This is a genomic window from Mesorhizobium sp. M4B.F.Ca.ET.089.01.1.1 (assembly GCF_004022605.1).
Taxonomy (GTDB): Bacteria; Pseudomonadota; Alphaproteobacteria; order Rhizobiales; family Rhizobiaceae; genus Mesorhizobium; species Mesorhizobium abyssinicae.
The window spans coordinates 1-8,446 of sequence record NZ_RZOS01000246.1; the positions used below are offsets into that span (position 1 = coordinate 1).

General features: G+C 66.4%; 11 protein-coding genes and 1 pseudogene. 10 read left to right on the forward strand and 2 right to left on the reverse strand.

Going from position 1 to position 8,446, the window contains the following annotated elements:
* Both EN780_RS21190 and motA read right to left on the reverse strand, forming a co-directional pair.
* The coding region (locus EN780_RS21190) for a flagellar motor switch protein FliM (protein WP_133372661.1) at nt 1-748 on the reverse strand (748 nt) is incomplete at its 3' end.
* Between the two features lie 34 nt (nt 749-782).
* Nucleotides 783-1,658, reverse strand: a complete 876-nt coding sequence (motA, locus tag EN780_RS21195) for a flagellar motor stator protein MotA (RefSeq protein WP_127283904.1) — start codon at nt 1,656-1,658, stop codon at nt 783-785.
* A gap of 180 nt (nt 1,659-1,838) precedes the next feature.
* On the opposite strand from motA, the gene EN780_RS21200 reads away from it, so the two are divergent.
* The 10 genes and pseudogenes from EN780_RS21200 to EN780_RS21245 all read left to right on the forward strand — a co-directional run.
* Nucleotides 1,839-2,615 carry a DUF1217 domain-containing protein gene (locus EN780_RS21200; RefSeq protein ID WP_128275223.1) on the forward strand — a complete coding sequence of 259 codons (777 nt, stop codon included), beginning with the start codon at nt 1,839-1,841 and terminating at the stop codon, nt 2,613-2,615.
* Between the two features lie 7 nt (nt 2,616-2,622).
* The gene (gene flgF / locus EN780_RS21205; RefSeq protein ID WP_127283906.1) at nt 2,623-3,345 is read left to right on the forward strand and encodes a flagellar basal-body rod protein FlgF; all 723 of its coding nucleotides are present in this window, start codon (nt 2,623-2,625) and stop codon (nt 3,343-3,345) included.
* A 4-nt stretch (nt 3,346-3,349) separates the two neighbouring features.
* Nucleotides 3,350-4,771, forward strand: a complete 1,422-nt coding sequence (gene fliI / locus EN780_RS21210) for a flagellar protein export ATPase FliI (protein WP_128275224.1) — start codon at nt 3,350-3,352, stop codon at nt 4,769-4,771.
* Nucleotides 4,752-5,597, forward strand: a complete 846-nt coding sequence (locus EN780_RS21215; RefSeq protein ID WP_128275225.1) for a hypothetical protein — start codon at nt 4,752-4,754, stop codon at nt 5,595-5,597. Before fliI ends, EN780_RS21215 begins: the two co-directional genes overlap by 20 nt.
* 102 nt (nt 5,598-5,699) lie before the next feature.
* Nucleotides 5,700-6,080, forward strand: coding sequence for a flagellar basal body rod protein FlgB (gene flgB / locus EN780_RS21220; RefSeq protein WP_127311690.1), 381 nt, complete (start codon nt 5,700-5,702; stop codon nt 6,078-6,080).
* A 2-nt stretch (nt 6,081-6,082) separates the two neighbouring features.
* Complete coding sequence (gene flgC, locus EN780_RS21225) at nt 6,083-6,502, forward strand: flagellar basal body rod protein FlgC (RefSeq protein WP_127311691.1); 420 nt, start codon at nt 6,083-6,085, stop codon at nt 6,500-6,502.
* On the forward strand, nt 6,499-6,837 hold the full coding sequence (locus tag EN780_RS21230) for a flagellar hook-basal body complex protein FliE (protein WP_127285021.1): 339 nt from the start codon (nt 6,499-6,501) through the stop codon (nt 6,835-6,837). The genes flgC and EN780_RS21230 overlap by 4 nt, the downstream gene beginning before the upstream one ends.
* A 9-nt stretch (nt 6,838-6,846) precedes the next feature.
* Nucleotides 6,847-7,635 (forward strand): flagellar basal-body rod protein FlgG, encoded by a 789-nt coding sequence (gene flgG / locus EN780_RS21235; RefSeq protein ID WP_127311692.1) that lies wholly within the window; start codon nt 6,847-6,849, stop codon nt 7,633-7,635.
* A gap of 6 nt (nt 7,636-7,641) precedes the next feature.
* On the forward strand, nt 7,642-8,187 hold the full coding sequence (gene flgA, locus EN780_RS21240) for a flagellar basal body P-ring formation chaperone FlgA (RefSeq protein ID WP_127393849.1): 546 nt from the start codon (nt 7,642-7,644) through the stop codon (nt 8,185-8,187).
* Nucleotides 8,184-8,446: pseudogene (locus tag EN780_RS21245) on the forward strand (flagellar biosynthesis protein FlgI); the annotation flags it as partial. The gene flgA and the pseudogene EN780_RS21245, both read left to right, overlap by 4 nt.

The following is an 8,446-nucleotide window of genomic DNA, read 5'->3' on the forward strand; positions in this document are numbered from 1 at the left end:
CGCCGAGCGTCAGCCGCGCAAGCGGCATCGTCGCTTCCAGCATCACCGCCGAGCGCATCACTTCTTCGGAGAAGCGCGCGCGCCAGTCGGAGCCGGCCGCGTGATCGTCCTCGTGGGCGCCGGCAGCGCCGCCGCGAGTCGCCAGCAGGACGCGCTGCGGGATCATCACCGTGACAGTGCCGCTGTCGGTCGGCGTCGAGATGCCGAACACCATGCGGACCGACGCCCCGTCACGCAGCACGCGCCGCTTCGCCTCCATGCCCGACATCGCCCGCTGCACCGGCAGCCGCAATTCGAGCGAGCGTTTGCCCGATCCATTGAGAGCCTGCGCGACCAGCTGGAACACCGTCGTCGCCACGTCGGTTTCGATCTGCGACAGCTCGCGCTCGATCGGCGAGACCGGCACGTCCGGGTCGCCGCCGAACAGCGCGCAAACCATCACCGCGATGCCCGGCGCGTCGAGCACCAGGGTCATGGCATCGGAGGAGGTCGGCGAGGCGACGATGGTCATGGCGAATGTGTCGCCGGCGTCGCTGCGCGCCTCGGGAACACGGCTGACCGCGACCGCGCGCAGATCGACGGTGACCGGCGCGCCGAGTTCGCCGATAAGGCTCTTCTGCAGCAGCGGCACGGCGCGTTCGGCCATCCCCCGGCCGGCGCCGATGACATGGTCGGCCTCGCCGCTGTCGCCGACGAGACGTTCGATGATCAGGGAACGGGTCTGCGACGGACTGCCCGGACTGGTCATGATGGCGAGCGGCCTTGTCTGTCTTCACGCATGCTCAGGCCGCTTTCTTTTCGCCCGTGCCGGTGTTCATCGTGCTCTGCTCGACCGCATCGATGGTCGGCCGCTCGTAGGACGAGATGGTCTTGCGGCCGAATTCGATCGCGACCTGCGGCAGCGCGCCATTCATGTAGGCGAGCAGCGTCTGCTTGACGATGATGTAGAGGCGGTTCTTCTTCTCGCGCACGGTCTTGATCTTGGTGGCGACCGGGCCGACGACGGCATAGGACAGGAAGATGCCGAGGAAGGTGCCGACGAGTGCGGCGCCGATCAGGCCGCCGAGGATTTCCGGCGACTGGTCGAGCGCGCCCATCGCCTTGACCACGCCGAGCACCGCGGCGACGATACCGAGCGCCGGCAGGCCGTCGCCCACCGCCACCATCGCGTGGTAGGCCTTCAGCTTGTCGGTCCTGATGGTCTGGATCTCCTCGTCCATCAGCGCCTCGATCTCATGCGAGCGCGCATTGCCGATGATGATGATGCGGCAGTAGTCGCAGATGAAATGCGTCAGGTCGTGGTTCTTCAGCACCGTCGGGAAGGCCTGGAAGATCGCCGACTCTTCCGGATTGTCGATATGCGCCTCGACCTCGCTGCGCGACTTGGAGCGCAATTCGCGCATCAGGCTGTGCAGCACGCCGAGCGTCTCCAGATAATCCCGTTCCTTCGGCACCGCCTGCTTGAACGCTTCGAGAATGCCCTTGCCGGTGTCCTTGACGGTCTTCATCGGGTTGGCGACGAGGAAGGTGCCGAGCGCCGCGCCGCAGATGACCACCGCTTCCCAGGGCTGCATCAGCACGTGCAGATGGCCGCCCATGGCCATAAAGCCGCCGAGGACGCAGCCGAGCGTCACCACCAGTCCGATCAGAATGCCCACGCAAGATCCTTCCGCATGTCACCGCAGGTCCCAACCGATAATCCACGTGCCTTGTGTGAGGCTTGAATCGACGAGGCTTCAACCCCGCGAGGTCCGGCTCGCGGGTTGCGGGGCCGATTCAGCTTCGCGCAAGGAAGTGACTGTATTTTCCTGGAATAGCTTCGGCCGGAGGCGCACAGCGTGTTCAACACTTATACGAGCTACCAGCTTATCGCCAAGGACATCCCCAAGGCGATCGACCAGGTTGAGGCGCAGCCCGTCGTCAAGCGCGATACCGACTACTATCTCGCCAATATCGGCAACATCAAAACCATCGACGACTTCGTCAAGGACACCCGCCTGTTCACCTATGCCATGAAGGCATACGGCCTGGGCGACATGGCCTATGCCAAGGCTTTCATGGTCAAGGCGCTCAAGGAAGGCGTCTCGGATTCGGACAGCTTCGCCAACAAGCTGAGTGACAAGCGCTACGCCGCCTTCGTCAAGGCGTTCAACTTTGCCGCCTACGGCTCGACCGCCACACTCTTTCCCTCCGCCCAGCAAGGCGCGGTCGACAAATACATGCACCAGACCCTGGAGGAGAACGCCGGCGAGACCAATCAAGGCGTGCGGCTGGCACTCTACTTCCAGCGCAAGGCGCCCGACATCACCAACTGGTACGACGTGCTGGCCGACACTGCGCTTGCCAGCGTGGTGCGCACCGCCCTCGGCCTGCCCGATTCCTTCGCCTCGGCCGACATCGACAAGCAGGCGCAGCTGTTCGAGCAGAAGCTCGACATCGCCGACTTCAAGGACACCGACAAGCTGAACAAGTTCCTGACCCGCTTCACCAGCCTGTGGGAGATCAACAACCCGACCTCGACGGCAACGACATCGGTCAGCGTGCTCTTTTCCCAGCCGACCACGGTCGGCATCTCGACCGATCTGATGATGGCCATGCAGAAACTGAAATTCTGAGAACACCATGCAGGACAGCCTTTACGTCGCCCTCTCCTCGCAGATCGCGCTCGAGCGCCGGCTCGACACCATCGCCGACAATGTCGCCAATGCCTCGACCATCGGCTTTCGCGCCACCGGCGTGAAATTCGAGGATGTCGTCTCCGGCACCGGGCCGAAGTCGGTCTCCTTCGCCTCCTCGGGCAACACCTATCTTTCGACGGCGCACGGCTCGATGACCGAGACCGGCAATCCTTTCGACTTCGCCATCCAGGGCGATGCCTGGTTCGCCATCGAGACGCCGGGCGGCACGGTGATGACCCGCGACGGCCGCTTCTCGATGAACGAGAACGGCGAGCTTATGTCGATCGAAGGCTATCCGGTGCTCGACGGCGGCGGCGCGCCGATCCAGCTCGACCCTCGCAACGGACCGCCCAAGGCCGGCGCCGACGGCTCGCTCAGGCAGAACGACCAGCTGGTCGGCGCCATCGGCCTCTACAATTTCGACCCAGGGCAGAATTTCGTCCGCTACGGCAATTCCGGCATCGTGCCCGCGCGGACGCCTGAACCTGTGACCGATCGCTCCGATGTCGGCGTGGCGCAGGGTTTCCTCGAGGAATCCAACGTCAATCCGGTGCAGGAAATGACCCGGCTGATCATGGTCCAGCGCGCCTTCGAGAATACGGCGGCGCTGATGCGCCAGACCGATTCGACGACCGACGACGCGATCAAGACGCTCGGCTCCAAGTAAAGGCATGTCGACCAGCCCACCCTCGCTGCGCGCCCTTGAAAAGCAGCCTGAAGCAGCACCTGCCGACCGGCTTGCCGCCCTGGAACGCGTCCTGCGCCGCTTCGACCGCGCCGAGTCCCTTCTCCGGCGCGGCGGTCGCGTCGCCGAGATCTCGCCGACCCACTACAAGGTGCGCGGCCTTTCCGACATCGCCAGGCTGGGCGACATCGTCGAGCAGCGCGGCCATGCCGGCACGCGTCGCGGCGAGATCGTCAAAATCGGCCGCGACGAGGTGGTTGTGGCCCCCTTCGAGCGCAGTGCCGACGCCGGCATAGGCGACGCCGTGTTTCGCCGCGGACCGCTGGCCGTGACGCCGCATGGCTCGTGGCGCGGGCGCGCCATCGACGCGCTGACCCGCGCCATCGACGGCGGCCCGCCGCTGGTCAGGCCCGCATCCACGCCGGGCGAGGATGCCACGACCCCGGGCGCCATGGCGCGGCAGCGCGTCGGCACCGCCTTCATGACCGGGGTCAGGGTCATCGACATCTTCACGCCGCTCTGTTTCGGCCAGCGTCTCGGCATCTTTGCCGGCTCCGGCGTCGGCAAGTCGACGCTGCTCGCCATGCTGGCCGGCGCCGATGCCTTCGATACGGTCGTCGTCGCCCTGATCGGCGAGCGCGGCCGCGAGGTGCGCGAATTCCTCGAGGACACGATCGGCGCCGAAAGCATGGCCAAGACCGTGGCCGTGGTTGCGACCAGCGACGAGAGCGCCATGATGCGCCGGCGCGCGCCGGACACCGCCATGCGCGTCGCGGAGCATTTCCGCGACCAGGGCCACCGCGTGCTCCTGGTGCTGGATTCGATCACGCGCTTTGCCCATGCGCTGCGCGAGGTGGCGACCGGAACCGGCGAGCCGCCGGTCGCGCGCGGCTATCCGGCTTCCGTGTTCACCGACCTGCCCAAGCTGCTCGAGCGCGCCGGACCTGGCGCCGAGGGCCCCGGAGTCAAAGGCAGGGGGTCGATCACTGCCATCATTTCGGTGCTGGTCGACGGCGACGACCACAACGACCCGGTCGCCGATTCCGTGCGCGGCATCCTCGATGGCCATGTCGTGCTCGATCGCGCGATCGCCGAACAGGGCCGCTATCCGCCGGTCAATCCGCTGTCGTCGATCTCGCGCCTGGCTGACAAGGCTTGGAGCGCCGAGCAGCGGATGCTGGTGACCAGGCTGAAGTCGATGATCTCGCGCTTCGAGGACACGCGCGACATCCGCTTGCTCGGCGCCTACCATGGCGGCGCCGACGCCGAGCTCGACATCGCCGTGCGCCAGGTGCCGCTGATCTACGAGGCGCTGACGCAGTCGCCGAAGGACCGCGCGTCCGTCGATCCGTTCGCCGACCTCGCCCGCTACCTGAAGGGAAAGCAGAATGGCGATGCAGGAGAGTGAGCGCCAATATACCGAGCGCCTGCTGCGCGAGATGATCGACGACGCCAGGGCCAAGGAAGACGCCTTGGCCGAGGAAGCACGATCCGCCACAGCAAAGGCCGCGCGCGCCATGGCCGCCAAGGTCGCGGCCAAGACCGGGGCCGTCCTGGCCAAGGCGGCGAAGCCCGCCCTCCCGAGGACCGCCGGGCCTGCCAGGACCGCCGGGGATGATTTGCCCGCGGCTGCCCGGGTTGAGGCCGCCGAGACGATACAGGCCAGCCGCGATTCGCTGATCGATGACCTGTTCCCGCGCACGGAATGGCCCACGCCGCCAAAGGCTGAATTCCCGCGGCTGGGCAAGAAGCCCGACCGGCGCAGCGATTTCGTCGTCGCCGCGCTCGGCGTCACGCTCGGCCTGATCTGCGCGCTGTTTCCCTGGTACATCTTCTTCAACCAGGAACAGTTCGGCGTGCAGGCCATCAAGTTCGGCGGCAGCGGCACCAATGCCGGACGCGTCAGCGGCGGCTCGCAAATGGAAAATCCCGGCCAGCCGCTGACGGCCAAGGATGTTCCCGATGTCGACCTGTTCGCCACCGGCACGCTGCAGGACCCCGAGGATCCCGCCCAGGCGCCGGGCGTCGACCAGCAGCCCTTTCCGGCCGATCCCAAGTTCCGCATGGTGCATGTTGCCAACGGCCGCGCCATGATCGAGGACGACGCCGGCCTGTGGATCGTCCAGCGCGGCTCAAAGCTGCCGGATTCCAGCATCGTCTCGTCGATTGAGCAACGCGGCGGCAAATGGGTCATGGTCACCAGCACCGACCAGGTGATCGACCTCTCCAGATAGCGGCGCGCGGGCCGGTCGCGCGGCGCTGCGCCATGCCGGCCCCGCGCAAGGTCCGCGCAAGACTGGCGGCCTAGTCTCTGGGAACCCCGTCCGGAGATTCCCATGGAGCCCGTCAACCTTTTCGATCTCGCCACGAAGCAGTCGCAGTGGCTGGCCGTGCGCCAGTCGGCCATTGCGTCCAACATCGCCAACGCCAACACGCCGGGCTACACGGCGGGCGATGTCGAGCCGTTCGAGAAGGTCCTCGACCGCACCGCGGTGTCGCTGCAGGCCACCCAGGCCGGGCATCTCGGCGGCGAGGCGACGAATGCTGGTTTCAGCATCAAGCCGGAGGAAAGCACCGGCTCGATCATGCCGTCGAAGAACAGCGTGGTGGTGGAAGACGAGTTGATGAAGGCCGGTGAGGTCCGCCGCTCCTTCGAGCTCAACACCGCGATCGTCAAAGCCTTCCACTCCATGATGATGATGGCGGTGAAGAGCTGACCATGGACGCGCTGACCGCAGCTCTCAAAGTCGCCGCGTCCGGCCTGGGCGCCCAGTCCGAGCGCCTGCGCGTGGTGTCGGAAAACCTTGCCAACGCGCAATCGACCGGCACGGCGCCGGGCGCAGACCCCTATCGCCGCAAAACCATCAGCTTCGCTTCCGAACTCGACCGCTCGACCGGCGGCCAGCTCGTGGAGGTCAGCTCGGTGGCGCGCGATCCCTCCGATTTTCCCATCGAGTTCCAGCCCGGCAACGAAGCCGCCGACGAGAAGGGCTACGTCAAGATGCCCAACGTCAACGTGCTGATCGAAATGGCCGACATGACCGAGGCCAACCGCTCCTATGAGGCCAATCTGCAGGTCATCAAGCAGGCGCGCGACCTGATTTCCATGACCATCGACCTGATGAGGAACCAGCAATGATCAGCGGCATCGGCAACATTGGCGCGCTCCAGCTCAAGCCGGCAACCGACGGCGCCGACGCGGCGACCGGCGCCTTGCAGGGCATCGTTTCGCCGCAGGCCGCGACCGACACCGTCGGCACCTCCTTCGCAGAGGCGCTGAGCCAGGCGGCGTCGAAGACCGTCAACACCTTGCAGAATGCCGAACAGGTATCGATCCAGGCGCTGCGGGGCGACGCCGACACACGCCAGGTGGTCGACGCGGTGATGAGCGCCCAGCAGGCCCTGCAGACGACCATCGCCATCCGCGACAAGGTCGTCTCCGCCTACCTCGAAATCAGCCGCATGAGTATCTAGGACCGCGTCATGAAAGCACTCGCTATCGCCGCCACCGGCATGAACGCCCAGCAGACCAACCTGGAAGTCATCGCCAACAACATCGCCAACATCAACACCACCGGCTACAAGCGCGCCCGCGCCGAATTCTCCGACCTGCTCTATCAGGTCGACCGCACGCAGGGCGTGCCCAACCGTTCCAACACCTCGCTGGTGCCGGAAGGCGTCTCGATCGGCCTCGGCGTCAAGACGACGGCCGTGCGCAACGTCCATACCCAGGGCGAGCTGACCAGCACCGGCAACAGCTTCGACCTCGCGCTGACCGGCCGGGGCTGGTTCCAGATCGAAGGCGCCGACGGCGGCACGCTCTACAGCCGCGCCGGCGCCTTCAACACCAACGCCACGGGGCAGCTGGTGACGGTCGATGGCGCCAATGTCGTCCCTGCCATTACCGTGCCGACGGACGCGGTCGAGGTCATCGTCAACAAGACCGGCCAGGTCTTCGCCCGCATCGAAGGCCAGACCGATCTCCAGCTTCTCGGCCAGCTGCAGCTCGCCAATTTCGCCAACGAGGCGGGCCTGGCGCCGCTCGGCGACAACCTGTTCCAGGAGACGGCGGCTTCCGGCCCGGCCAATGTCGGCGTGCCCGGCGACCCCGGCTTCGCCACGATCGAACAGGGCTATCTGGAATCGTCCAACGTCGATCCCGTCAAGGAGATCACCGAACTGATCTCGGCGCAGCGCGCCTATGAGATGAACTCGAAGGTCATCCAGGCCGCCGACGACATGGCCTCGGTCGTGTCCAAGAACATCAGGTAGCGGATCATGATTGCGCCGGCCCACCGCTCCCTGCTCCGCCGCGCCGCGCTGGCCTTCGCGCTGGTGGCCGGCGGCGTGCCGGCGTTTGCCCAGGACGCCGGCGACAATCAGGCCGGCAACCAGAGCGCCAATCAGCTCGCCGCCCAGAATGCCAGGCAGAGCGGCGAGGTCGTGCTGATCCCCAACCGGGTCATCTATCCTGGCGAGACGATCGAGCTTGCCGCGCTGAAGCAGGTGACGCTCGTTCCCGGCAAGCACAAGCCCGACGCCGTCGCCACCCTCGCGCAGGAACTCCAGGGCAAGGTTGCCAAGCGCACGCTGCTGCCCGGCCGCTATATCCCGACCGCCGCCATCCGCGACGCCTGGCTGGTCGAACAGGGCGCGGCGGTGCAGATCTATTTCACCGCCGGCGCCCTGACCATTTCGGCTTCCGGCGTCACCTTGCAGCCGGGCGCCGCCGGCGACCTGGTCAAGGTCCGCAATGTCGACAGCGGCAAGATCATATCCGGCACGGTGATGGGCGACGGCACCATCATGGTCGGCGCCTCATGATGCGCGGACTTGCCTTGCTTCTGGCGGCTGCGCTTGGGCTGCAGCCGGCACTGGCCGACGGGCTGACCCCGAAGGCGAAGCGCGAGCTTGCCGCGAAGAATGGCGGCGCCTTCAACGACCCGGAATACGATCCCGCCACCACCACGCGGATGTTCCGTGTTTCGACCGGGCCAAGCACGCTGCCGCCCGGCCAGGTCGCGGCGCGCATCAAGGACATCGCCCAGCTGCAGAGCGCGCGCGACAACCAGCTCGTCGGCTA